This window comes from Sphingomonas sp. P4_G3, assembly GCF_056401105.1.
This window is the reverse complement of record NZ_JBFUJZ010000006.1, coordinates 80,718-103,421: the sequence shown is the minus strand read 5'-3', so window position 1 is coordinate 103,421 and position 22,704 is coordinate 80,718. Positions and strand designations below refer to the sequence as shown.

General features: G+C 64.3%; 19 protein-coding genes and 1 tRNA gene. 11 read left to right on the top strand and 9 right to left on the bottom strand.

Going from position 1 to position 22,704, the window contains the following annotated elements; all coding sequences use genetic code 11:
- Positions 1-145: 145 nt before the first annotated feature.
- On the bottom strand, positions 146-874 hold the full coding sequence (locus AC1DQQ_RS15815) for a DUF3142 domain-containing protein (RefSeq protein WP_478045742.1): 729 nt from the start codon (positions 872-874) through the stop codon (positions 146-148).
- Between the two features lie 3 nt (positions 875-877).
- Positions 878-2,971, bottom strand: coding sequence for a PA5441 family protein (locus AC1DQQ_RS15810; RefSeq protein ID WP_478045741.1), 2,094 nt, complete (start codon positions 2,969-2,971; stop codon positions 878-880).
- Between the two features lie 252 nt (positions 2,972-3,223).
- Between AC1DQQ_RS15810 and infA the strand changes: the two genes are divergently transcribed.
- The 7 genes from infA to AC1DQQ_RS15775 all read left to right on the top strand — a co-directional run bounded on the left by infA (position 3,224) and on the right by AC1DQQ_RS15775 (position 7,197).
- Positions 3,224-3,469, top strand: coding sequence for a translation initiation factor IF-1 (gene infA, locus AC1DQQ_RS15805; RefSeq protein ID WP_026325702.1), 246 nt, complete (start codon positions 3,224-3,226; stop codon positions 3,467-3,469).
- Between the two features lie 76 nt (positions 3,470-3,545).
- Complete coding sequence (locus tag AC1DQQ_RS15800; protein WP_478045740.1) at positions 3,546-4,130, top strand: Maf family protein; 585 nt, start codon at positions 3,546-3,548, stop codon at positions 4,128-4,130.
- 215 nt (positions 4,131-4,345) lie between these two features.
- Positions 4,346-5,284 (top strand): ribonuclease, encoded by a 939-nt coding sequence (locus AC1DQQ_RS15795; protein ID WP_478045739.1) that lies wholly within the window; start codon positions 4,346-4,348, stop codon positions 5,282-5,284.
- Positions 5,281-5,457: a DNA gyrase inhibitor YacG gene (locus AC1DQQ_RS15790; RefSeq protein WP_084238509.1), complete on the top strand. Its 177-nt coding sequence runs from the start codon at positions 5,281-5,283 to the stop codon at positions 5,455-5,457. Before AC1DQQ_RS15795 ends, AC1DQQ_RS15790 begins: the two co-directional genes overlap by 4 nt.
- A gap of 30 nt (positions 5,458-5,487) precedes the next feature.
- Positions 5,488-5,563, top strand: a tRNA-Phe gene (locus AC1DQQ_RS15785).
- A 781-nt stretch (positions 5,564-6,344) separates the two neighbouring features.
- Positions 6,345-6,578: a DUF6894 family protein gene (locus AC1DQQ_RS15780; RefSeq protein WP_478045738.1), complete on the top strand. Its 234-nt coding sequence runs from the start codon at positions 6,345-6,347 to the stop codon at positions 6,576-6,578.
- 283 nt (positions 6,579-6,861) lie between these two features.
- Positions 6,862-7,197, top strand: a complete 336-nt coding sequence (locus tag AC1DQQ_RS15775; RefSeq protein ID WP_478045736.1) for a hypothetical protein — start codon at positions 6,862-6,864, stop codon at positions 7,195-7,197.
- Here the strand turns inward: AC1DQQ_RS15775 and AC1DQQ_RS15770 are convergent.
- The 3 genes from AC1DQQ_RS15770 to ftsZ form a co-directional block, all read right to left on the bottom strand.
- On the bottom strand, positions 7,181-7,801 hold the full coding sequence (locus tag AC1DQQ_RS15770) for a response regulator transcription factor (RefSeq protein ID WP_478045735.1): 621 nt from the start codon (positions 7,799-7,801) through the stop codon (positions 7,181-7,183). The two genes, AC1DQQ_RS15775 and AC1DQQ_RS15770, sit on opposite strands and share 17 nt — an antisense overlap.
- On the bottom strand, positions 7,776-10,364 hold the full coding sequence (locus AC1DQQ_RS15765; protein WP_478045734.1) for a PAS domain S-box protein: 2,589 nt from the start codon (positions 10,362-10,364) through the stop codon (positions 7,776-7,778). The genes AC1DQQ_RS15770 and AC1DQQ_RS15765 overlap by 26 nt, the downstream gene beginning before the upstream one ends.
- Before the next feature lie 253 nt (positions 10,365-10,617).
- Positions 10,618-12,135 (bottom strand): cell division protein FtsZ, encoded by a 1,518-nt coding sequence (gene ftsZ, locus AC1DQQ_RS15760; protein WP_478045733.1) that lies wholly within the window; start codon positions 12,133-12,135, stop codon positions 10,618-10,620.
- A gap of 174 nt (positions 12,136-12,309) precedes the next feature.
- Here ftsZ and AC1DQQ_RS15755 point away from each other — a divergent pair, with 174 nt between their 5' ends.
- A complete protein-coding gene (locus tag AC1DQQ_RS15755; RefSeq protein WP_478045732.1) occupies positions 12,310-12,876 on the top strand; it encodes a DUF2939 domain-containing protein in 567 nt (188 codons plus the stop codon).
- A 2-nt stretch (positions 12,877-12,878) separates the two neighbouring features.
- On the opposite strand, the gene AC1DQQ_RS15750 is transcribed toward AC1DQQ_RS15755, so the two are convergent.
- Positions 12,879-15,062, bottom strand: coding sequence for a penicillin acylase family protein (locus AC1DQQ_RS15750; protein WP_478045731.1), 2,184 nt, complete (start codon positions 15,060-15,062; stop codon positions 12,879-12,881).
- Positions 15,063-15,096: 34 nt separating this feature from the next.
- Between AC1DQQ_RS15750 and AC1DQQ_RS15745 the strand changes: the two genes are divergently transcribed.
- Together AC1DQQ_RS15745 and AC1DQQ_RS15740 are read left to right on the top strand one after the other, a co-directional pair.
- On the top strand, positions 15,097-16,368 hold the full coding sequence (locus tag AC1DQQ_RS15745) for a metal-dependent hydrolase family protein (RefSeq protein WP_478045730.1): 1,272 nt from the start codon (positions 15,097-15,099) through the stop codon (positions 16,366-16,368).
- A 15-nt stretch (positions 16,369-16,383) separates the two neighbouring features.
- Complete coding sequence (locus tag AC1DQQ_RS15740) at positions 16,384-17,490, top strand: acyltransferase family protein (RefSeq protein ID WP_478045729.1); 1,107 nt, start codon at positions 16,384-16,386, stop codon at positions 17,488-17,490.
- Positions 17,491-17,617: 127 nt separating this feature from the next.
- Here the strand turns inward: AC1DQQ_RS15740 and AC1DQQ_RS15735 are convergent, their stop codons facing one another.
- On the bottom strand, positions 17,618-18,397 hold the full coding sequence (locus tag AC1DQQ_RS15735; protein ID WP_478045728.1) for a transglutaminase-like domain-containing protein: 780 nt from the start codon (positions 18,395-18,397) through the stop codon (positions 17,618-17,620).
- A 91-nt stretch (positions 18,398-18,488) separates the two neighbouring features.
- On the opposite strand from AC1DQQ_RS15735, the gene AC1DQQ_RS15730 reads away from it, so the two are divergent.
- Positions 18,489-19,118, top strand: a complete 630-nt coding sequence (locus AC1DQQ_RS15730) for a YkgJ family cysteine cluster protein (protein WP_478045727.1) — start codon at positions 18,489-18,491, stop codon at positions 19,116-19,118.
- A 116-nt stretch (positions 19,119-19,234) separates the two neighbouring features.
- Here AC1DQQ_RS15730 and AC1DQQ_RS15725 read toward each other — a convergent pair whose 3' ends face one another.
- On the bottom strand, positions 19,235-19,426 hold the full coding sequence (locus AC1DQQ_RS15725) for a hypothetical protein (protein ID WP_478042777.1): 192 nt from the start codon (positions 19,424-19,426) through the stop codon (positions 19,235-19,237).
- Positions 19,427-19,615: 189 nt separating this feature from the next.
- Positions 19,616-22,702: a type I restriction endonuclease subunit R gene (locus AC1DQQ_RS15720; protein WP_478045726.1), complete on the bottom strand. Its 3,087-nt coding sequence runs from the start codon at positions 22,700-22,702 to the stop codon at positions 19,616-19,618.
- Positions 22,703-22,704 lie beyond the last annotated feature (2 nt).

The following is a 22,704-nucleotide window of genomic DNA, read 5'->3' as shown; positions in this document are numbered from 1 at the left end:
CCGAAGCTGGGCCGCCTACACCGCCGAGTAACAGCCGTCACCCCAGCGAAAGCTGGGGTCTCGTGCAGTATATCAATCGCATGAGATCCCAGCTTTCGCTGGGATGAAATGCCGGCCTTCGCCGGAGAGGCGTTGGGGAAGCGTTCTACTCTTTATTTTCGGACCCGGTCGGATTGACCAAAAAAGTCACATACCCCTGAAACCACGGATTCTCCTCCAGCCCCGCCGGCGGCTGCCACTCGCCCCCTTGCAGCAGTCCAATCCGGAACGGCAACTTCAACCGGCCAAGCTTGGCGAGATACGCCTGATACCCCGGAATGACATGATCGCCCTGGTAGATCTGCAGCACCGCCTCATCAACTACACCCGCCAGCGCATCGAGCCCTTTTGGATCGCCGTTCGCGCTCCAGTCGAGCAAGCCGGTGATCCCCAGATGACAGTCACCCGGCAACCGCGCGCGCAATCCGCGCAGGAAAGCGGCATAGTCCTCCAGATGCCGCGTCCGCGCATCGAAATCGATCTGTACGCCGACGACGCGGTTGCCCGCCGCACGCCACCGGGCCAGCGCCGCGAGCAATTGGTCATAGATGGCGGGCGACCAGGCGAGCGTCTCGACCCGCACCACCATCCAGACTTCGCGATTACCAAGCCGCGGGATTGCCGCGCGTTGCGCCGCATAGCGGACCGGATCGGTCGCCTCGACCTGGCCCTGCAGCAGATACAACCGCCTGACCGTCGCCAGCGCCGGCTGCGCCTTCACCCCGGCCCATAACCAGACCGCGTCATAGGCCGGCGCGACGCGCCCCTCCCGCGCGATCGGGACCGGCAGCAGCGCAATACCGATTGCCACGGCGGCGATGGCGGCGCGGATCACCGCCTACCAATAATAACGCAGCTCGCTCGCCCAGCGCGATTTGGGATAATCGCTCTTGAGCCGCGCGAACCACGCTTTGCGCACATTCTTGTCGACATCGGCCCCGCCGCACGAATTGTTGCCCGACGGCGCATAGCAATTGACCGCGCGGAACAAGGCATAGGCCTTGTCGTCGCCCGGCGCCTTGGGATCGGCGACGATCGACTTATAGATCTCCAGCCGCGAATAGACCGGCCCGGCGAACAAGGTCTTCGTCCCACCCAGATCCTGTTTGGGCGGCTGGGTGTCGAGCACGAACTGGTCGAACCCATTGGCGCGGAAGAAATCGGCCAGGCACAGTCGGGCATGCGCGCTACCCGGCGCCGCAGCGAGATCGAGCGCGAGGCGCTTGAGCGCAGGGCAGTCGATATCGCTCGCCTGGGTGGGCTTGAGGAACAAGCCGAGCGGCAATTGCTCTGACCCCAGCAAATCGTAGAAATTGGTGTCGCTCGCGGCACCCGCCGGCACTAGCGCGAGGTCGGTCCCGAAATCGCGATACGCGCCCCGGCTCAATTCCTTGTAGAGCAAGGTGAACAAGGCGAGTTGGCGTTCGTGCGATCGCTTCGCTCCCGTCGCCTGTTTGCGCAACAACCCGGCATCGGCGACGTTCGTCAGCAGGATGCCGCGCAACGTCGCGTCGTCGACCGGCGAATCGGGCGCGAACACCCGCGCCAGCCCACCGGTGCGCTCGTCATGCCAGGCAAGCGCGAGTTCGAGCGCCGAATGCTGCGCATCAAGCTTCGCCCCCGGCAGCATCTCCAACCAGAAGCCGCGCGCATTGCGATCGCCGACCGCATCGAGCGCCATGCCGCGCAGCATCTGGCGGCTGAACTGGACCTCGCTGAAGCTCGATTGCCGCGCGGCATCAGGGATCAGCTTGAGCACTTCCGCCGGCTTCCCGCCGATATAGAATTGGTGCGCGGCGACCAGATAGTCGAACAGCGGCTGGTTGCCGGCGAACGCCGCGCGCTGACCATTGATCTCGTCGAGCGTGATCGGATTGGTGCAGCATCCCGCGCTGACCTCGTCATCCGCTGTCCGCATCCGCCGCAGATCGAGCACCGCGAGCAGGGTCGGATCGCGCGTATCGCTGATCGTCAGGTCGGGCAGCAGCTTGGTGTCCATCTCCTCGGCGAGATCGACATCGTTCAGCCCGCGCGCCGCCATCGGCTGTGTGAACAGCGCAACATATTGCTGCGCGAGCAGATCGCGCTTGCTGCCGAACCAATAGACCCGCCGCAACAATCCCCGCGCCGACGCCGCGTAGAGCCCGTTGGGATAGTCCTTTATATAGCCGCGCAAGCCCGTATCGGCCGCGGCGACGGCCTTCTGGTCGACCGTCTTGAGATCCTTGATATTGCCGTATTCGTCGAACAGGCCGACCTGGATGCGGTTCACTTCGACCCGCGCCGCCATGTAGCGTGCGGTCTCGCGCAGCCAGGCGTCACGCGCCTCGCCCAGACCGGCGAACCGCGTCCCCGCCGTGTCGAAATCGCCGTCGTAAAAAGCCTGCGCGCCGGCGAGATAGGCCGCGAACGCCTTGCCCGCGAGCGACTTGACCTGCCCATCGAGCGCCGCGCTGACGCTCGCGCCGGGCTTGGCGCAATCCGGGCTGAGCGCCCTGCGCGCCGCGATCAACGCAGCGCCCTCGCCACCCGGCAATCTGGCCGCGTTGACGGCAGCCTCGAACGCCGCAGCGCCGCTGCCGTTGGTGCGGCAGCGCGACCCCTCGCCCGACGAATAGTCGCTGTCGCTATTGTCGGGGCGAACCGCCAACCAACCCGACAAGGTGCGCCAGTCGAACAAGGCGCCGAGCGGCTGCGGCGGCGCGCCCTCGCCCGGCTTGGGCAGCGACCCGCGGCGATCGAACAGCAGCATCGTCAAATTGGTCCGCGTGTCGTTGCCCGGCCCGAGCATCGCCATGTCGTCGCAACCGGTCAGATTGGCATGGCTCAGCCGCCAGCTCGGCGAACACCCGAAATCGCCGCTGGCGTCGGCGGGAAGGGGAACAGCGAAACAGGCAGCGAGCGCGGCAAGCGAAACGCAAAGACGACGCATGGTAAAACCCCCGGCGAATGACCAAGCAGCAAAAATGACATGCGGCCAGCGCCTTGCCTAGGCGATTTGCGTCATCGTGCGCACTTTGGGTCAATCCCTGGGAAGTGTCTTTGCTCTTGTCGCCCAAGAGCACAATCTCCATATCTAAGACGCGCGCGCCGCCCCGTCCCGGCAGCGCAGCTTCCCTTTTCGTTCCCCATCCGCTAAGGGCGCGCGTCACGCGGCGCGGCCCGCATACTCATGAGGCATTGTTTGGCTAAAGAAGAACTTCTCGAAATGCGTGGCCAGGTAGTCGAACTGCTGCCCAACGCCATGTTCCGCGTCCGGCTGGAAAACGACCATGAGATCCTGGGTCACACCGCCGGCAAGATGCGCAAGAACCGCATCCGCGTGCTGGTCGGCGACGAGGTTCTCGTCGAGCTCACGCCTTACGACCTGACCAAGGGTCGCATCACCTATCGCTTCATGCCGGGCCGCGGCGGACCGGGGCCGCAATAATGCCCCGTCACCCCAGCGAAAGCTGGGGTCGCTTGCGGCACGAGATGCCAGCTTTCGCTGGCATTACGCCCTGAAAATGAAGCTCGTTCTCGCCTCGACCAGTCCTCGCCGCCGCGAATTGCTCGCGCGGATCGGGATCGTGCCTGCGCGCCTCGCTGCACCCGATATCGACGAAACGCCGCTCAAGGGCGAAGCGCCGCGCGCTTATGTCGCGCGCCTGGCCGAAAACAAGGCGTTGGCGGTCGAACGCGCATCCGATGAGATCGTATTGGCCGGTGACACCACCGTCGCGGTCGGACGCCGCATCCTGGAAAAGCCGGTCGACGAGGCCGATCTGCGTCGCATGCTCGGACTGATGTCCGGGCGGCGGCACCATGTCTATTCGGGCGTGTGCGTGATCGGCCCGGACGGCCGCCCGCGTGTCCGGGTCGCCGACACGATCGTCGCGTTCAAGGCTCTCTCCCCCGCCGAGATCGACTGGTACGTCGCCAGCGGCGAAGGCATGGGCAAGGCCGGCGGCTACGCCATCCAGGGCAAGGCGGAAGCGTTCGTCCGCTATCTGGCCGGCAGCCATTCGAACGTGGTTGGGCTGCCGATCTTCGAGACGCGCTCGTTGCTGACCTCGGCAGGCCTGCCGCTGCACCAGCCGCAGGCCGATTGAGGTGGATCAACCTCCATATTTCCCCTCCCTGAAAGGGAGGGGATCAAGGGGTGGGTTTAGCGTAGGGCGAGGCTCGATGCCTCGCCCTACGCTTTTCCGGTCCTCGGCCAACGAGTCTTTGGAGAGCGCGCAGACGCGCGCACCCACCCCCAACCCCTCCCTTGCAGGGAGGGGAGTCTGCAAACCCGAGCGCCAATGCTCGTCGGAGATATCGCTTGGCTGAGTGGCTCTATGAGGCCGGGATCGGCGAAGCGCGCGCCGCTTTGGTCGAGGACGGCCGGATCATCGAGGCGCGGATCGAGCGACCGGGTGGATTGAAGCTCGGCGCGGTGATCGAGGGTCAGCTGATCGAGCGCGTCGCCGCCGGGCTGAGCAGGATCGAAACGCCGTATGGCGGCGCGGTGATCGAGCGCTTGCCGTCCGGTATCACCTTGGGTACGCGACTGAATGTCGAGGTCGTGCGTGAAGCCATTCCCGAACCGGGCCGCCCAAAGCTCGCCAAGGTAACGGCAAGCGAGGCCGCGCCGCGCGACGCCGACGACCTGTTGGCGCGGTGCCGGGCAAGCGACTTTCCGGTCCGCCTGTTGCGCGCCCATGAGCCGGACTCGCTCGAGGCCGCGGGCTGGTCCGAAGTGCTCGACGAAGCGGAGACTGGCGAGATCGCCTTTGCCGGCGGCGCACTGCGGATGTCGCCGACTCCGGCGATGACCTTGTTCGACGTCGACGGCCCCGGTGCCCCTGCCGCGCTCGCGCTCCAGGCGGCGCGCGCCGCGGCGATGGCGATCGTCCGACTCGATATCGGCGGATCGATCGGGATCGATTTCCCGACTCTGGGCAATAAGGCGGAACGCCAGGCAGCGGCAGAGGCGATCGATGCCGTCCTGCCCCAGCCATTCGAGCGCACCGCGATCAACGGCTTCGGGTTTCTCCAGATCGTCCGTCCACGCCGCCGCGCCGCGCTCCCCGAGTTGCTCCGCGCCGACCCCGTCGCGGCCGCGGCATTGGCCCTGCTGCGCACGATCGAACGCACGCCACCGCCGGTGCCGCCGGTACAGTCGGCCGGGCCGCGCGTCGCCGCCTGGTTGGCAGCGCATCCCGATTTGGTCGCCGAGTTGTCACGGCGGACCGGCGCCCCCATCTCGTTCGTGTCATGACCAAGGCCAATAGCTGCCCGCTTTGCGGCAACATCACCGATCCCGCGCACAAGCCGTTCTGCAGCCGCCGCTGCAAGGATCGCGACCTGCTGCAATGGCTGGGCGAAGGTTATCGCATCCCGGCGGGACCCGCCGACCCGGAAGCACTGGACAGCGGTGTTTCGAGCGATTAGAGGCCGCGTCTTCCGCGCTTAGCCGGATATGCCCAAGTAGCTCAGTTGGTAGAGCATGCGACTGAAAATCGCAGTGTCGGTGGTTCGATTCCGCCCTTGGGCACCATTCCTCTCCAGTCTCCACTGTAATAATCGTTCAGCTGTGACAGATTGGTCGGGCGTCGGCCGCTTAGCTAATGGGTGTCGTACAGCAGTCATCGACAGAGATTGACGGCGCGCCAAAGCTCCCGATGCTTACAATAAGCGGAGAAGCCTGAATGGAACTATCTCGTTCCTCAATCGCTGAACTTATATCGTCAGCCCTTTCTGGCTTCTGACGACCGAGAGACAGTATGTTTGTGCTCCCGCCTACAAAACGCTGGGAGTTTATGTATGTCTCAGTTTCGCTGGATCGGCAAAGTACTTGTAGGATCATGGCATCTTACCCAGGAGCAAGCGCTAAGCGATGCCCTTGGTCATGGCCAAGCGGTCATAAATGAAGGCCCGGGGCCCGTCATCACCCTGCGCGACTATGTCACCATGGAAAACCGAAAGCGTATAGGCTGAGCCCATGCTTACATCCCTAGAGTGCCTAACGAAGGCCGACGAGATGGAGGCTTGCGGACTGGCGTGCTCGTTGCAATCCCGGCGGGATGGCTATGCGAACGTCGCTCGAGGTTGGCGCAGAACGGCAGTGCTGGCGCACGCGCAAGAGCAATGGGAAGCGCTCCATCACCTGATTTCGAACTGAATCAATACCGCCGAGCCGTTTATAGAGCGCCCGAACCTGATCCAGGTTAGTTGTATAAAGCATCTAACTAATCTAGGTTAGAACTATCGCTTGCCATTGAAATAAGGCGCCGGCGACTGAGAGACGCCGCGCTCCCGCCTTAGGCCTGGAGCGAGTCATGCCACGCTATTTCTTCGACATCGTGGACGGCGATGATTTTCTCGATCACCAGGGTTCCGAATGGCCCGACCTCGCGGCGGCGCGAATTGAGGCCGTACGCTATGCGGCAGAAGTGCTCAAGGAAATGCCCGAGCGCTTCTGGAATACCGAAGAATGGGTAATGACCGTTCGGGATGCGTTGCGCAGGCCGATTTTCACCCTCGCATTTACCGCCGTGAACTTGGCGCCCTAGCTTTTCACCGCCAGCCTTTCACCGGCGATCCCGATCGAGCCGAACGCGATTGGAGAATTGCCGGGGAAACTGGCGTCAAGGATCGTGAGCGCGGACGCAGGGCGGCCCGATTTATCAAGCCGTTGAAGCATTGCGGCAAAATACCTAGGATACCGGTACCGGCCCAGTAACCGCGCGTGAACGAAGATAGCAGGGAATAGTCTCTGCTACGTAAGTTTCCCGAGCCGACGATCTCATTGCGGCTCGCTAGCCTTTCGCAGCACCCTTCTATCTGGATGTTGCCGTGCCTCTGGATCTTGTTGTCCTGCAAATCTTCGAAGATGACCTGCGCAGCGCGCTGACGGCCAAGCTGACGATGCGGGGCTTCAATGTGATCACGCTGAGGCCTGGTCAGTTGACCGGCGGACTGTCGGGCACCACGATCGAACAAGCGGTGCTGATCACGGACGACGAAGCTTTGGCAGCCTGCACGCCTCTTCCGGGTTGGCTTCAGGTCATTCTCCTCAACGGAACGTCAGGTGTCGTCACCGACCGGCCGTTGCGATTGTCCAGACGCGACGCAACACGGCGAGTCGTCGAGGTCCTGTCCCAATGGCATGACTCTAGCTGGGCGAAATAAGACCTGCGGCGAACGCCACGCGCAGCGCCTCTGACAGACTGCGCACCCCCATCTTGGTCATCAGGTTCGCGCGATAGATCTCGACGGTACGAGGACTGATCGCGAGGTTGTAGGCGATGACCTTGTTCGACCGACCCTCGATCAGCCCGGTCAGCACATCGCGCTCTCGGGGCGAAAGGACGTCTACTTTGGCGCGCGCGCTTTCGATCTGCGCCGATCCCGCGCTGTCATGCTCCATCCGGTCGAACGCCTTGTTGATCGTTTCGAGCAGCGCGTCCGCCTTGTACGGCTTTTCGAGGAAATCCAACGCGCCGGCCTTCATCGCTTGCACCGCGACGTCGATATTGCCTTCGCCGGTCAGGATGATGGCCGGGAACCGCGCATGTGAAAACGAGCCGAGCTGCTCCAGAACCTCAAGCCCGTTCTTCCCGGGCATGTGATAATCGAGCAGCAGCACCCCCGATTCGAGGTCGGGGGCCCGCTCCAGAAACTGATCGCCCGAGCGAAAATTGCGCACGACGAGATCGGAGCGCAGCGACAGCAGACCGTGCAGCGACGCCCGCACGGCATCATCGTCATCAATCAGATAGATGTTCCGGATCATCTTCCAGCTCCTCGAACACCGGCAGGGTAAAGCAAAACGCTGCCCCTCCCCCCGGTTGGTTCTCCGCCGTCAGGACGCCGCCATGCGCCTCGACGATACGTCTCGAAATGGACAGGCCGATCCCCATCGCCGTGCCCGACTTGGTGGTTGAGAAACGCGCATAGAGCTGTTCGCCCAACGCGTCGGGGATGCCCGGTCCTGTGTCCTTGATCGAGAGCATGACCATGTCGTCGTCGCCGCGTTGCGACTTGATCATGATCCGCTGGGGCTGGCCCGCGTCGAGCGACCGCAGAGCCTCGACGGCATTGCGCAATAGATTGACCAGTACCTGCTGGATTTGCACGCGATCGGCGAAGATCGTGTCGCAGGTCGGATCGAGCTCGTAGCTGAGGTCCATCTCCTCGCGCCCGCTGCCGAAAAATACCAGTGCGACCGCGCCCCTGGTCACATCCTCGAGCGATTCGGGGCGCATTTCGATATCGCGCTTGGCCAGGAAGTCGCGCAATCGCCGAATGATGTCGCCCGATCGCTGGGTCTGCTCTTCCGCCATGTGGAGCAGATCGGCGACGCGCTCGCCGCTTGCGCCCTGTTCGATCAGCATCCGCGCCGCGGCGATGAAATTGGACGTCGCGCTGAGCGGCTGATTGAGTTCGTGCGCCAGATCGGCGGCGAGCTCGCTCATCGCACGCTGGCGGGAGATATGCGCCAGTTCCGCGCTGAGTTCGGATAGACGCTGCTCCTCGAACAGCCGCTTGGAGACGTCGCGAATGATTCCGGTAAAGATCCGCTCCTCACCGATCCGGGCCTCTCCGACATTGAGTTCGATCGGAAACTGCGTGCCGTCGGCGCGGCGCGCGGTCAGTTCGCGGGTCATGCCGATCACCTTGCGCTCCCCGGTGCGGAGATAATCGGCGATCGCCGCGTCGTGGCGCAACGCAAGCATGTCGGGCATCAGGATTTTGACGTTGCGCCCGATCACCGACGCGGCGGAATAACCGAACATCGCTTCGGCGGCCGGGCTGTAGCTCTTGATGATCGCGTGCTCGTCGATAACGATCGTCGCGTCGGGTACCGTCTCTATCATCGAATTGAGCCGCATTTCCGCTTCGCGGCGGTTACGCTGCGTGACATCAATGACCGAGCCGACCGATCGCACGAAATTGCCCTGCTCGTCATACAGGCAACGCGCGTTTCCTTCGAGCGTGCGCGGCGACCCCGCGTCGGGAAGGAAGCGATATTGGAAGGCGAAGCGATCGCGCCGATCTGCGACCGCACTGTCGATCGACGCCATCACATCGAAAACATCCGCGGCCTCGACATGATCGCGCCACATATCGAACGTGTCGATCGCACCGGCGGGCAGCCCCAGCCGCTGCTCCGATCCGGGCGACCAGCTGATGCGCCCGCTCGCAACGTCCCAATCGAACACGCCGATCTCATTGACCTCTGCCGCGATCGCTAGGCGATTCTCACTGACGCGAAGTTCCTCCTCGGCCCGGACGCGCGACGTCAGGTCGAGCATCTTGAGCACGACCACGTCGTCGGGGCCCGAGCGCTGCAAGTATCGCCGCCGCTCCATCACGTTGAGGTCGATCCCGTCGCGGGTGCGCTCGAGGAATTCGGCCTCGCCGTCGGCGGACAATGGTGGCGGATCGCCGCCTTCGGTCGCGCGCGATTGCAACAATTCATGCTTGTTGCGTCCCACCGCTTCGGTGTCGGTCCAGCCGTAAAGCTCGGTGCATCCCCGCGTCCAGTGGACGATCGTCCCGTCCGGTCGGACCAGTGCAATGGCGGCGCTGTCGAGCGCGTCGCTGAGGTCGCCCAGCGCCGTCCGCTGACGGGTCAGGCGATCGGATACCAGCGACAGGATCGTGCCCATGATCAGCATATTGACCAGGATCGCGATCAAGGCGGCGCCTTCCGGCGGGACGCCGCTGGCCCTTATCGACCATTGTTCGAAGACAATGGGGATTGCCGGAAGAACGAACAATATGGGGAAGACCAGCCAGCGCAGCGGTTGTCCCATCTGATCGGCGGACAGCAGCCCGGTCCATCCCGCCTCATGCTTCCACCACAGAAAAGAACAGGAGAGCGCGAGCGATGCGACGCCGGCCGGCAACGGCGCGATGAAGAATTGGTTGAGCGGGGCTCCGGCGCCGATCCACATCAATGATATCGTCGAATAGAGGCCGAGACACAGGGCCAGCGCGGCAAGCACGTTCCCCGCCTGATCCAGCCAAGTCGACCTTCGCTGGGCGAACAGGATCGCCGCCGCGAGAAACACGAACGACAGCAGCGAATTGAATCCCGGTCGCCCGGGATTCGGCGCTGTCGTGCGCGCGAGTTGATCGGAAAAGAGCAACCGATCGATACCTGGACGAATGCCCGATACGCTTTCGGCAATCACCAGCGCGGCCAGGATCAGGACCGCGGTCACCGCCACCATCGCGCCCCGCCGGCCAAGGATGACCGCGATCATCGCGAAGGACAGCAGCAAATAGCCGGTAGTCGTGAGCGGCCAAGCTGGCGCGTAACTCGCGCCGAAAGAGGCGAGCGCTGGCATTTTGAACAGCCAGCCAAATAACGACGCAGATGCAGCCAGCGCGGCAATTCCAGCCAACACCAATGCAACTTTGTCACGCCTCGATGCGTCGTTCCCCCGACGCATTCGACCAGGCATTTTTCCCCGTCCTTATACTACCCACCATGCGGACAGCCGCATTTTTACTAGCGTTTTGTAGCATCACGGAATGTCTCGGGAAATTCAATAACCTCGCCATGTTTATGGGGATAAAAAGAGTCCATTCTGGGGGGAATTACGTCGCCAACGACGCCCTGCCGCCGCGATAGGTGATCATCGAATGACGCCCGAAGCCCAGCCGCAAGGTCATCGAGCGAAATAAGCCCTTCACTGCGTTGGATATCTGCTCGACCAGACTTGCGCGCCTGGGATCCTCCAATTCGAAATCGCCGAGCCAGAGTTCGTCCATCGTGCAGGCCTTGAGGTTGACCGCCGCGGGCGCCTCGACGCGCTGTTGCGCAGGCGTTTGCTGCTCTGCCGGCCGCGGCAGCCGCTCGATCAGGTCGAGCAACGGCGCGTCGCTCGCCGGTTCGACAAGCGCCGCGGTAAGGTCGCCGGGGCCGCTAGCTTGCGTCGCGCCGAGCGGCGCCGGGGCTGCGATAAAGGGGGCGGCGACCGCTGGCGGCGCGACGACCATGGCTTCCGCCAGCGCGATAACCGGCGTTGTGGCTACCGGCGGCTCGACTGCAATGGTCATGCTCGGCGCGATGGCGACTGGTCCCGGCGCGGCAACCGGCGAGTAGAATGTCGCCATCGGCGCCGACGCCGCGCGAGCGAACGCCGCTTGCGGACGCACTTGGGGTCGATGGCCCTGCGCGATGAGCGCGACGCGGACGATGCCGTCGAGCGCCTCCGACACCGACGCGCCCCAGGCGAGTTCGACATCCGGCGACGCCTGGTCGGCGATGGTCGCGACGATCGCGTCGAGTTCCATCAGCGACATGTCGGTGCCGCCGCTGATCGAGATCATCAACTTGCCCGCGCCGGCGATTTCGTCGTCGATCAGCGGGCAGGCCATCGCGCGTTCCGCTGCGAGCACCGCGCGGTCCGTGCGCTCGGTGGCCTCGCCGAACCCGATCACTGCCCGACCCATCTCGGCGATCACGTTGCGCATCTCGGCGAAACCGATCTGCTTGAGCCCTGGGGTTACCAGCAGATGAGCGATCCCGCCGACCGCATCAGCCAGTACCGCGTTGGACTCCAGCATGGCGGATTTGAACGTCATCTCCAGATCGCCGATGCCGAGCAGCCTTTGATTTGGGACGACGATCAAGGCGTCGACCAGCGGCTCGAGCGTGACGATGCCCTGATCCGCCCTGCCCGCCCGCCGCAATCCTTCGAACTCGAACGGGCGGGTCACCACCGCGATGGTCGGAATGCCGCGTAGCCGGGCGCGCTCGGCGAAGATCGGCGCCGCGCCGGTCCCGGTGCCGCCGCCCATGCCGGCGGCGATGAAGCAGAAATCGACATTCTCGAGCGCTGCATCGATTTCATCCATGACCTCCTGCGCGGCGGCGCGACCGACTTCCGGCCAGGCGCCCGCCCCCAGCCCTCGGGTCGCCATCCGTCCGAGTTGCAGTTGCTGGCGAACTCCCAACATGCGCAGCGCCTGGGCGTCAGTATTGGCGACGATCAATTCGACGTTCGGCAGATTCTCATCGACCAGACCGGCAACACCGTTCCCGCCTGCGCCGCCGACTCCGAAAACGGCGATCCTCGGCATCACCGCCTCGATAGTGCCCATAAAGCTCATGACCGTTCCCCCGACTCGCTGCATCCTGGGGACTCCTATCGCGGCAATGATGGTTAACGCGCCACGCTGGGAATCTACTATCGTAGAATCCCAGCATCGGCAGGCCGGGCGCGCGGACGACATTGCCGCGAGGAACCGGCCACCTTAGGTTGGGCGCGGGGCCGAAAGGATCGCATGCGCAAGGGCTGGATCATTGCAATCGGCGCCGCGTTCGCATTGTTCGCGCTGGCTTATGGCGCGTCGCCTTATGTCGCGGTGCGCGGCTTCGTCGCCGCGGCTAAACAGGGTGACGCGGAGAAGCTGCGCGGCTCGGTCGATTTTCCGGCGGTGCGCGCCGACTTGAAACCGCAGCTGACGGCGGCGGTGACGACACGGATGGAGCGCGATCCAGCGATGCGCGACAATCCGCTCGCCGGGCTTGGCGCGATGCTGATGCCGTCGATCCTCGACCGCATGATCGACAGCGTCGTGACGCCGGAAGGGATCGCGGCGTTGGTTCGGGCGGGCAAGGTCGGTAGCGGCGACACGGCTTCCGCGACGCCCCGGCGGGTTGATTATGGCTTTCACTATGTGGCGCTCAACCGTTTCGACGTCACCTTGCGACGCCAGGGCGCGGCTGACGACCCTGTGAACCTAGTGTTCCAACGGCGCGGCCTGTTCGCGTGGAAGCTCGTGCGTATCGCGCTGCCGCAGAGCAGCCTGGCCGGTCCCGCGGACGCGATACCGGCGCCGCCGTCCTGAGCCTATTCGCCTGGGCGGTAGTGCCGCTCGACATGGCCCTTGAGCTCGTCCGGGTAGAAATAGACCGGGCGCAGCCGTCCCTCGGCATAGCGACCGATCTGGTCGGCGAAATGGCGCGAGGCGGGTTCGCCGCTCTGCCCGCCAGCCATCACTGCCATCGCCTTCACTCGCGGCCCGAATTCGACCAATGCGACGAAGCTGTTGCCGCTGGTGCCGTAATAGCGCTTGGTCCCCGGCCAGGTCTTGGCGCCGAACGAGGCGAGACTGCCCCATTGCGCGGAGGTGAAGGGTACCGGCGTGGAATCCCCGGCATCGTCGAAATGCGGCGCGATGGCGTCGTCGAGCCGCTGGAAGCGGTTGATATTGCGCCAGGGCACGCGCCAGTCGCCGAAGTCGCGCTTGAGCCGGTCGGTGGCCGCCGCCAATGCGTCGAGCTTGTCGCCCGGTTTGACTCGCGTCGCGATATAATCGGGGACGTTCATCCGCTCGGCCTGGGCGAAACCGCCGACCTCGCGCCACAATTGGTCGCCCCAGAACACCGCCAGGCTGGTCGCGGTGGACTCATAACCCCAGCGGCGATCCCAGCCGCGCAACAACGCGATCGGCTCGGCCAGTCGGGCCCGTCGCGGATCGTCCGCCGGTAGCGCATCCCAAGCCTTGACCAGTCCGGGGATCAGCTCGGCGAAGGCGGGCAAATAGCTGTCGAACGCCGCGACGCGCAGCTTCTCCGGCGTCCAGCCGCTCTTGCCCTTGAGCAGCAGGTCGGCATGTGTGCCGCGGGCATTGGGGCCGGTCTGATCCATGTAGCGTGGGTAATCGGTTGCCTTGGGACTGTCCGGGCCCGCCGCATCCCAGGGCCAGTCGTTAGTATTGTGCACCCAGCCGACCCGCGGATTGAGCACGCTCGGCAAGCTGGGAAGCGTGTGCAGCCCTTTCCAGTCGGTCGCCGGATTGCCGCCGTCGACCGGTCGGGTGTAATCGAAGCGATTGTCGCGCACCGGCATGAATTGCGGCATCAGGAACGCGATTTCGCCCTTGCTGTCGGCGAACAAAGTGTCGTTCGACGAATTGGCTCGGCGCGACGCGACCTGAAGGAAGCTCTTGAGGTCGCTGGTCTTGGTCCTGAGCCAGCTCTGCTCGAGCGCGGGCACCGGCTTCCACATCAGGGCCTCAGCGATCCAGCGCCCGTTCTTCGCCGCGACGATCGGGCCGTGATGCGTGCGCCAGGTGGTGAAGCGGCGTTCGCCTAGCGACCCGTCGGATTTGCGATAGCGCAAGGTCACTACCGCGCTGGTCACTGATCGCTCGGCACTGCCGTAGCGATAGACATAGCCGTCGCCGCGCTTCGTCACGCGCTCGGCGAATTCGTCGACATTGTCGACGGTGGATGAGGTGTGCATCCACCCCGCTTTGGCGTTGAACCCCTGGTAGATGAAGAACTGGCCCCAGGTCGACGCGCCATAAGCGTCGAGGCCTTGCGCGCTCGACATCTGCGCCTCGGAGCGGAAGTAGAAACTGGTGTGCGGGTTGATCAGCAGCAGCGCCTTGCCGCCCGAGGTCAGCCGGGGCGCGATCGCGATGCCATTCGATCCCGACGGCTCGCGCGGCACCATGCCGAGTTCCTCGGGCGTTGGCGGCGTCGGCTTGCCGTAGAAGGTCTTGAGATCGCTGAGCGAAATCCGCTCGATATCGCCGCCGATACTGCCCTCGGTGAAGCTCAGCGCCATCCACGGCTCGAAATGCGTGAGCACCTTGGGCCTGGTGCCGGGATGCGTCGCCAGGTAGAAATTGAGCCCGTCGGCCCAGGCGTTCATCAGCGATTTCAGCCACGGCGCGCTCGCCGCATATTGCGCCTTGAGCTCGGCGGGATCGACGTAGAGCCGCTGGCGCAGATCGCCCCAGATCGCGTCCTCGCCATCGGCCTCGGCGGTGCGGCCGAGCGCGGTCAGGTAATTCGCCTCGACGCGCGAGAAATCGTCCTCGGCCTGGGCATAGATCATCCCGAACACGGCATCGGCGTCGCTCTGCCCGCGGACGTGCGGAATGCCCCAATCGTCGCGGGTGATCGTGACGCGCGCCGCCTGCGCTCGCCACCGCGCCATGTCGGCGGCAGCGGGGTCCGGCGCGGTCGGCGCCATGGTCAGTGCCGCAAGGGCTAGGAGCGGGAGGCGGAGGGCTCTATCCATATCGGGAGCGTAACGCGACACCGGGGAGAAAACCATGCGCTGGGTGGCACTTGTACTGGCGATGTTGCTCGGGCCGGCGGCTGCTCTTCCCGCCGCCGAAGCGCCGAAACAAGCCGTGCTGCTGAAACCCGCGCGCGTGTTCGACGGGCTGGACGGCAAGACGCATACCGGCTGGCAAGTGCTGGTCGAGGGCGATCGTATCGCCGCGGTCGGGCCGAACCTGTCGGCGCCCGCCGACGCCAAGGTGATCGACTTGCCCGGCGAGACGCTGATGCCCGGGATGATCGAGGGGCACGGCCATCTGTTCCTCCATCCCTATAACGAGACGAGCTGGGACGATCAGGTGCTGCACGAGCCGCTAGCGCTGCGGACCGTGCGTGCGGTGGCTAGTGCCCGCGCGACCCTGCTCGCGGGGTTCACCAGCGAGCGCGATCTCGGCACCGAAGGCGCGGGCTATGCCGATGTCGGGCTGAAGGCGGCGATCGATCAGGGCATCGTCCCCGGTCCGCGGCTCAACGTCGCGACCCGCGCGATCGTCGCGCTGGGCGCTTACGGTCCCAAGGGGTTCGAGCCCGGCGTCGCCATCCCGCAAGGCGCCGAGGAAGTGTCGGGAGTCGAGTCGATCGTCGCCGCGGTGCGCCGCCAGATCGCGGGGGGTGCCGACTGGGTGAAGCTCTACGCCGATTATCGCTGGCGCCCGGGCGAGGACAGCCGCCCGACGCTGAGCCTGGAGGAAATGAAAGCCGCCGTTGCCGCCGCGCACGACGCCGGCCGCCCGGTCGCGGTCCATTCGGCGACCGCCGAGGGCATGCGCCGCGCGATCGCCGCGGGAGTCGATACGATCGAGCATGGCTATGGCGGCACGCCCGAAATCTTCGCCGAGATGGCGAAGAAGGGCATCGCGCTCTGCCCGACGCTCGCCGCGTCGGATGCGACCTCGCGCTATCGCGGCTGGACCGGAACCGAGCCGGCGCCCGAGGCCGTCCTGATCAACCGCCGGAGCTTCCAGATGGCGATGAAGGCCGGCGTCCATCTCTGTATGGGCGGCGATGTCGGTGTGTTCGCGCATGGCACGAATGCACGCGAGATGGAGCTGATGGTCGCCGGCGGGATGAGCCCGGCAGACGTGCTGATCGCCGCGACCTGGGGCAATGCGCGCTGGTTCCACCTCGACACCAAGCTGGGCGCGGTCAAACCGGGCCTGCTCGCCGATTTGATCGCAGTCGATGGCGATCCCACCGCCGACATCGCCGCGGTCCGCCAGGTGCGGATGGTGATGAAGGGTGGCATGGTGATCGCGGGCTGATTAGGGACAGGACCAATGGATATGTCGAAACCGGTCCGCGTCCGCGACGAAGCGCTCGATGCGCTGCGCGGCTTTGCCATTTTCGGAATGGTGCTCGCCAACCTCCAGGGGTCGGAGGAGCACGCTTTCTGGTGGATCAATCATGCGCCGTGGAACGGGCTGACCTTCGCCGATCTGGTGTTCCCGATGTTCCTGCTCGCGGTCGGCCTCGCTCTGCCGCTGACGATGGACGGGAAGATGCCGCGGCCGTCGATCGCGAAGATCGTGCGGCGGTCGGCCCTGCTGTGGTTCATCGGTTTCGCGATCGGCTTCATCGTCCATTTCAGTCTCAAGCTGGAGGAGATCCGCTTCACCGGCGTGCTCGAACGGATCGGCATCGTCTATCTGGTCTGCGCGATCGCGTGCCGCCAGACGACGACGTGGAAAGCGCCGGCCATCGCCGCCGGCGTGCTGATGTTGGTCCATGGCGTGCTGCTCCATCTGCCCGCGCCGGGCGACCTGATCGCCAGCATGGCGCCGGGCGAAGGGATGAGCGGCTGGCTCGATCATGCGATCCTCGGCGGGACGCGGCTCTATGGCCAGCCCGATAACGGCCCGCCTTTCGATCCCGAGGGGCCGCTGTCGACCTTGTCGGCGATCGCCACGACGATGATCGGGATCGCGGTGCAGCGCATGTCGGTGCGCCGCAAGAAGCCGGTGATCATGATCGCCGCCGTCGCCGTTCTGTGCCTCGGCCTCACGCTCGGTGCCGCCTGGTTCTGGCCGATCAACAAGAATTTGTGGACGCCGACCTTCACCCTGATCAACGCGGCGATCGGGCTCGGCCTGCTGGCATTGCTCAAGATCGTCTGGCCGCGGATCGGCGCGTCGCGCCTCGCGCAGACGCTCGCCGCGCTCGGCGCGGTGTCGCTGACGCTCTATGTCGTCCACGATGCGGTGGCGATCGTGCTGATGATGGTGCCGATCGGCGGCGAGCATCTGGGCGAAAAGCTGCTGGCGGGGATCGCCGCGACGGGATTGCCGCTGGATTGGACGTCGATGCTGTATGCGGTGATTGCGGGGGGGATTTCGATCGCGATTACGCTGTTCCTGCGAGCGCGGGGGTGGGTGTTGAAGGTTTAGGTGAGGCAAATAAAGCCCCTCCCCTTCAGGGGAGGGGTTGGGGTGGGGCCTATCCACGAGCGACCGGCTTGAGGCACTGCCCCACCCCCAACCCCTCCCCTGAAGGGGAGGGGCTTAAGCTACCCACTCACCCCACCCGCTCGACCGTCACGCTCTGCGACAAACACTCCGCCTCACCGAAGATCGTCATGAAGCTGATATCCGTCGCGTCCCGCCCAACCCCAATCCGCACCAGCCCTTCGACCGGCGCCAGCCCGGTGGGATCGATCAGCCGCCATGCGCCGTCCAGCCACACTTCCACCACCGCATGGAAATCGGGCGGATCGAGCCGCCAGGCATAGGCGGCGACCATCCGCGCGGGGATATCGGCGGCGCGGACGAAGGCGATCAGCAAATGCGCGAAATCGCGGCACACGCCGCGATGCGCGATATAGGTGTCGGCCGCAGTGGTGGTCGCGTCGCTCGACCCGACGACATAATCGAGATGGCCGCGGATCCACGCCGCCATCGCCTCGACCCGATCACCGCCCGACAGCGCGCCGAACTCGCGCCGGACGAGCGCATCGAACCGGTCGGATTCGCAATAGCGGCTGGGGAACAGGAACGGCACGACGTCCGCCGGCAGCAGCTTGATGTCGTCGGCGGCGAGGCCGTGGAGTGTCGCACCCGCACGATCGACCTCCACCGTCGCGGTGTAATGCGCGGTCACTCGCCCCTCCCCCCGCGTCCAGGTGCGGCGCCCCAGGCCGTTATCCGCGGCGATCGGGCGCAATGCCTCTACCCCGCCGATCCGCAACAGGTCGGTGACCAGATGCTGATCGGGCGTCTGCGCCACTTCCAGCGCGAACAGCAGGTCGGCCGGCGCGGCAAGCCAATAGTCGAGCCGGGCGTCGATGGAGAGGCGCATGGAGTCTTTCTGGAACGGAGTCGCATCGATCCTATCCGATAACCGCCCTGCTCCGCTATGCTCGGGATCAGGAGAAGGGGAGCAGGCGAGCATGCCGTCCGACGACCCGATGACGGCCCCGATGACGGCCGGCACGCGGTTCAGCTATCGCTGCACGCGCTGCAACAGCTGCTGCGTCGACAAGCGCATCCAGGTCAATCCGTATGAGATCGCGCGGCTGGCGCGCAATCGCGGCGTCTCCACCGCCCAGGCGCGCGACGATTTCACCATCGACGGCGCCTTGCGCCAGCAGGAGGACGGGCGCTGCATCTTCCTGGGCGATCAGGGCTGTACCGTCCATGCCGACCGCCCGCTGGTGTGCCGGCTGTTTCCGCTCGGCCGTGTGATCGATGCCGCGGGCAAGGTGCATTTCGTGCCCTATCCCGATCCCCTGGCCGCGCACGGCGAGTTCGGAAAGGCGGGCGTGGTCGCCGATTATCTGGAAGCGCAGGGCGCGACCGCGTTCATCGCCGCGGCCGACGCCTATTTCGCCTTTTTCTGCCGCGCCAATGCGCAGATGAGCGCAGGCACGCCGGTCGTCGCCGACCCCGATCGCGACCTGCTCGACATCGACAGCGAGATCGCCGCCGCGTGCGCGGCCAGCGGTATCGCGGAGCCCGAGGATCTGCTCGAACGGATGTGGCTGCACATCAGCCTGCTCGACGCGATGCTCGATCCCTAACATGGCGGCCGCGCCGACCGCGCGCCGGCGGCATCCGGACAAAACGAAGGCCGCGCGATCCCATCGGACCGCGCGGCCTGTTGTTCCGGTGGCGGGTCGCCCCGCCGCCGCGCCGATTACTCGGCGACGTTGCTGGCGTTGGCCGTGACGTCGCTGACGTTCTCGTCGGTGATGTTGGTGGTGTCGGTCAGGTTCACGTCGTCGGTGTTGGTGACGACGACGGCGTTGTCGGCCGCCTTGTTGCCGCCGCAAGCCGCGAGGCCGAGCACGACAGGAGCAATCACCGAGAGAACTACGAGCTTCTTCATGGACAAATCTCCGTAAAATCCAGGCCGCGCCCCCGCTCGGCACAGCGCCTCGCGAATTGGTCCTGGGGTAAGTCCGGCGGTGCCTATGACGCAATTCCCATCGGATTGGTAGGGGAAAATGCACCGTTCGTCGCAAGGAGGGGGGAGCCGGTGGCGCGCAGTCCCTCGCGATACCGCTCGCAGGCAGGCTTAGCCGCTTTCGGACTCCCGGTGAATTTCCGCTCGAATTCGTTCGTAGACCTCGCGAGCAATATGCTCCTGCGCCGCGCCTCGAAACTGGTTGTCGCTCATCACGCGGCGGAAAATCTCCTCATTGCCGTCCATCCGATCGATAAACAGGTCTTCGAGTACCCGGCCGAAATAGGCGGCGAAGTTTGGGAAATTATTGGCCTGTGCGGCTTCCACTACCTTCTCGTCCCGCTCGGCGGTAGCCCGGACCTGATCGAAAAAGAGCTGATCCGCCTCGGTGAAGTCGGTTCCGAAACGCTCGTTAAGTTTGGCTACCAGCGTTGAGAGCGCGACGTCCACGTCCCGCACTCTCGCGCTGCCAACGTCCGTCGGACCTTTGAGCGGGTAAGCCTCCCCTTGGGAAAGATCGATGATGCCGTCGCTGACCTGCTGGAGGCGAAAGAACTTCAGCGCCACGTCGTCATCCAGCGTGAACTTTGATCCATCGCCAGGGCGCGGGAGCTTCGGGGACAGGTTGCGCAGGAACGCGTAGAGCCGTTCGAGACCCTCATCGAAGTACGGCATGATCTGCGACAAGAAAGAATAGAGGTTGTTGAAGGCGGTCATCTGACCGCGAAACTCCTCCTGCACCACCTCATCCAAATCGTTGAAGCGATCAACCGATCGGTCGAGCACAGCATTCATCAGCCGGTGATCCTGCCCGCTATGATCGCGCCGAAGCTTGAACCAGACTTCGGCAAACTCATCTACGTCGACCGGCGTAAACACAGCCGGCTGCAATAGCTTGTGATGAAGTTCATTGAGTTTTTGCGGATCGGCATTTTCTCCGATCGGCGTGGCTTCGTAATAGGGTTTGAACGCCTTGTAGATGTCCGCTTCCTCGTTCCTGAAATCGAGGACGAAAGTCCGGGTCTTGCCTGGGGCGGTGCGATTGAGGCGCGAAAGGGTCTGTACCGCCTGTACACCCGCAAGCTTCTTGACCACGTACATGGTCTGCAACAACGGCTGGTCGAAGCCTGTCTGGTACTTCTCGGCGACGATCAACACGCGATAATCGTCACCGCCGAACCGTTCGGGAAGTTCGCGTTCGGGCAGGCCGTCGTTCATGCCGACTTCGGTAAACGATGAGCCCGGATCGTCGGGATCTTCGACCGTCCCCGAAAACGCGACCAGCGCTCGGATGCCCTGATAGCCACGATCCTGAATGTACCGGTCGAACGCCCGCTTGTATTTGACCGCCGATAGACGCGATCCGGTGACGACCATCGCCTTCGCCCGGCCGCCGAGTTCGTGCATCACCCGAAGGCGGAAATGCTCTATGATGACCGCGATCACCTGCTCGATGTTGACCGGGTGAAGCTCGAGATACTGTCCCAGAGCATTAGCGGCCCTTTGCTTCGGCACGTCCGGGTCATGCTCGACCTGCTTAACCAACCCGAAGAAGCGCTTGTAGGTCACATAGTTCTGCAGAACGTCGAGGATGAAGCCTTCTTCGATCGCCTGGCGCATCGAATATTCGTGGAATGGCGCGGCCCCGGTCGGCCCCGGCTCGTCAAAGACCAGCTTGGTTTTGAACTTGGGTGTCGCAGTGAAGGCGAAAAAGCTCAGGTTAGGCTGGCGCGCACGCTGCAACATCTGCTGGCGGATCGTGACCTTGGCCTCCTCGGACAGATCGTCATCCTCCTCATCGCCCGCCTGTGCGGCAATGGCGTCGGCGATGCCGTCCTTGTTCAGGATGCCCTTGAGCGCGGCAACCGTATCGCCCGATTGCGAGCTATGCGCTTCGTCCACGATCACCGCGAAGCGCCGGTTGCGGGTGTCGATGGCGACGCCTTCGCCCTTGGCCTCCAGCGTTCTGATCGCCTGAGAGATGAAAGGAAATTTCTGGATTGTCGAAATTATAATCGGCGTGCCGTTCGACAGCGCCTTGGCAAGTTGCTGCGTGTTCTCGTCGATCTTTTCGACCACGCCGGTCTTATGCTCGAATTGGTAGATGGTGTTCTGTAATTGCTGGTCGAGCACGCGCCGGTCGGTGATGACGACCACCGAATGAAACACTTTCTCGTCGGCCGCATCGTGGAGCGTTGCCAGCCGGTGCGCGAGCCACGCGATGCTGTTCGACTTGCCCGAACCGGCCGAGTGCTGAATCAGGTAATTGTGGCCGGACCCATGCGCCTCGGCATGGGAAACCAGCCGCCGCACCGAGTCTAGCTGATGATAGCGAGGGAAGATCATCGCTTCCTTGCGGATTGTGCGAAAGCCAGTCGAAGTCTCGACCGTCCGCTCGCTCACCTCCAGATGCATGAACCGCTGGAGAATATCGAGCAGGCTGTCGGCGCACAGCGCCTCTTCCCACAGGTAATGCGTTTTCCAATTGCCCTCGACCGGCGGGTTGCCCGCACCGTAATTGTGGCCGCGGTTGAACGGCAGGAAATAGGTATCCTCCCCCTTCAACTGCGTTGCCATCCACACTTCGTCGGGATCGACAGCGAAATGCACCAGCGCCCGCTCCTTGAAGCGAAACAGCAGGTCGCGGCCGTCGCGGTCCCGCATATACTGCTTGCAGGCATCTTCGGCGCGCTGGTGAGTGAGCGGGTTTTTGAGTTCCGCCGTCACGACCGGCAGCCCATTGACCGACAGCACCATGTCGATGACGCATTTGCGCTTGCCGCCATCCGGGCGCTTGAGCACCTCGGAGATAAACTCGACTTGCCGGGTGATGGTCAGCCGGTTGGCGGCATACCGGGCCGCGCTGTCCGGGTTCAGCCCTGAATTGGGCCGAAAATAGGCGAGGCGCAGCGTCTTGCCGTAGCATTTGAACCCGTGACGCAGCACGCCGAGCGCGCCCTTGCTCGCCAATTCCTTGGTTAGGCTGTCGATGATCGTCGGGGCGGTGCGCTCTTTGAGCATCGCCTCCAACTGTTGCCAGCGCCCCGGCTGGCTGTCGCGAATGAAGCCAATGACGTCATCAGGGAATAGCGCGGTCGCCGGATCGAAGGTCTTGGGATCGCCTTTGGTGTAGCGATCGTGCTGGACCAAGCCATATTCAATGGCACGTTCGAAGTCGGTTTCGGTGTGGCCTGCCATGA

Bases quoted from the DNA above. Each gene is read 5' to 3' on its own strand.
- AC1DQQ_RS15765 (WP_478045734.1), bottom strand. From the start codon at position 10,364: ATGCCAGCGCTCGCCTCTTTCGGCGCGAGTTACGCGCCAGCTTGGCCG.
- AC1DQQ_RS15810 (WP_478045741.1), bottom strand. From the start codon at position 2,971: ATGCGTCGTCTTTGCGTTTCGCTTGCCGCGCTCGCTGCCTGTTTCGCT.
- AC1DQQ_RS15745 (WP_478045730.1), top strand. From the start codon at position 15,097: ATGCGCTGGGTGGCACTTGTACTGGCGATGTTGCTCGGGCCGGCGGCT.
- AC1DQQ_RS15720 (WP_478045726.1), bottom strand. From the start codon at position 22,702: ATGGCAGGCCACACCGAAACCGACTTCGAACGTGCCATTGAATATGGC.
- AC1DQQ_RS15800 (WP_478045740.1), top strand. From the start codon at position 3,546: ATGAAGCTCGTTCTCGCCTCGACCAGTCCTCGCCGCCGCGAATTGCTC.
- ftsZ (WP_478045733.1), bottom strand. From the start codon at position 12,135: ATGAGCTTTATGGGCACTATCGAGGCGGTGATGCCGAGGATCGCCGTT.
- AC1DQQ_RS15770 (WP_478045735.1), bottom strand. From the start codon at position 7,801: ATGATCCGGAACATCTATCTGATTGATGACGATGATGCCGTGCGGGCG.
- AC1DQQ_RS15755 (WP_478045732.1), top strand. From the start codon at position 12,310: ATGCGCAAGGGCTGGATCATTGCAATCGGCGCCGCGTTCGCATTGTTC.
- AC1DQQ_RS15740 (WP_478045729.1), top strand. From the start codon at position 16,384: ATGGATATGTCGAAACCGGTCCGCGTCCGCGACGAAGCGCTCGATGCG.
- AC1DQQ_RS15725 (WP_478042777.1), bottom strand. From the start codon at position 19,426: ATGAAGAAGCTCGTAGTTCTCTCGGTGATTGCTCCTGTCGTGCTCGGC.
- AC1DQQ_RS15730 (WP_478045727.1), top strand. From the start codon at position 18,489: ATGCCGTCCGACGACCCGATGACGGCCCCGATGACGGCCGGCACGCGG.
- AC1DQQ_RS15735 (WP_478045728.1), bottom strand. From the start codon at position 18,397: ATGCGCCTCTCCATCGACGCCCGGCTCGACTATTGGCTTGCCGCGCCG.
- AC1DQQ_RS15750 (WP_478045731.1), bottom strand. From the start codon at position 15,062: ATGGATAGAGCCCTCCGCCTCCCGCTCCTAGCCCTTGCGGCACTGACC.
- AC1DQQ_RS15790 (WP_084238509.1), top strand. From the start codon at position 5,281: ATGACCAAGGCCAATAGCTGCCCGCTTTGCGGCAACATCACCGATCCC.
- AC1DQQ_RS15780 (WP_478045738.1), top strand. From the start codon at position 6,345: ATGCCACGCTATTTCTTCGACATCGTGGACGGCGATGATTTTCTCGAT.